The sequence below is a fragment of the Roseateles sp. genome (assembly GCF_049240545.1).
Taxonomy (GTDB): Bacteria; Pseudomonadota; Gammaproteobacteria; order Burkholderiales; family Burkholderiaceae_C; genus Paucibacter_A.
Genome location: NZ_JBMLSK010000278.1, coordinates 1 through 1,068, shown reverse-complemented (window position 1 = coordinate 1,068; position 1,068 = coordinate 1). Strand labels below are relative to the sequence as shown.

The following is a 1,068-nucleotide window of genomic DNA, read 5'->3' as shown; positions in this document are numbered from 1 at the left end:
CATGAAAGTTCAAAAAGGTTTTACGTTGATCGAGATGATGGTGGTCGTGGCGATCATCGGCATCTTGGCGGCCATATCGCTGCAGGGTTACACCCAATACATGGCCAGAGCCGCCAGTCGCGCCTGCATGGCCGAGGCAAAAGCCTTCGTCACTCAGTTGAGCCTCGCCCAAGCCAACTCCTCCGCATACCCTGCTTTCAGTATTTTGTCAGCATGTAGGCAGGATGTCGCAGAAACCACCCCATCGGGCGGACAGATCGATGCCAACACCACTGCTTTTAAGCTCTTCCCCAAAGCTCCGGGACTTGGCAACACCAGCTGCACGGTACAGACCCTCGTCTGCACCATGACGGGATTCTGATGGGCTGACAGGTCACAATTCCTTCGGCAGGCGCAGAGGCAGCTCGGCATCTGCTTCACAGGAGAGTGTTTTCAAACCGGTTGGGTCGGCGTAAGAGTCGAGAGCGTGCCGGGCTCCGGACCCCTGGGTTTGCCCGGGCCGTTTGTTTCTTTCCGGTCTTCGGCGCGCACCCAAGCCCTCTCAGAGGTGGGTCATGTCAAACCCTGCCGCTGTGTTGCGCAGCGAGGATTCGAAGCAATCACCGCGGACATGAGCGGCAGGTTGCGGCGCTTGTGTCGCCCGACAGGGCGCAGCCTTTGACCGAAAGATTCGCGGCCAGGCGCGGGATTGCCTGAGACCGCGCGAGACTGCCCCGAGCGCAGGTGCACCTGCGCTTCGCTTTTGAAACCACCCGGCGCGTACCCCATGCGGCTCATGCGGGCAGCCGCGAAGCCGGTTAGGGCGCATACCAGACCGCGTTGGTGCCACGCAGCCGTACGGGTCGTTCTGTTTCCTTGCCTCACTCCCTTGGGCCGCTGGCGCGGCCCGTCGCTGCGGGCCTGCCATGCGCTCTGAACGCGCTCCAAGCTCGCTGCACCGATCGGCAAGCCCCCGGCTCCTGTTGACCGGGTCCATGTCGAGCGGGTCATGTCGCTTCAAGGCAACGGCCGCATTGAAGCGCATTCACGACGATCTTGACTCCTTGACAGCGCTGCGCAAGTCGTTAC

Annotated in this window: 1 protein-coding gene; it reads left to right on the top strand. The window is 61.6% G+C overall.

The window, feature by feature from the left end; all coding sequences use genetic code 11:
- The first annotated feature begins 1 nt into the window (after window position 1).
- Window positions 2–361, top strand: a complete 360-nt coding sequence (locus ACOVRJ_RS17810) for a pilin (protein ID WP_422045175.1) — start codon at window positions 2–4, stop codon at window positions 359–361.
- Window positions 362–1,068: the final 707 nt, after the last annotated feature.

Coding starts and splice junctions, on each gene's coding strand:
- ACOVRJ_RS17810 (WP_422045175.1), top strand. CDS start 2: ATGAAAGTTCAAAAAGGTTTTACGTTGATCGAGATGATGGTGGTCGTG.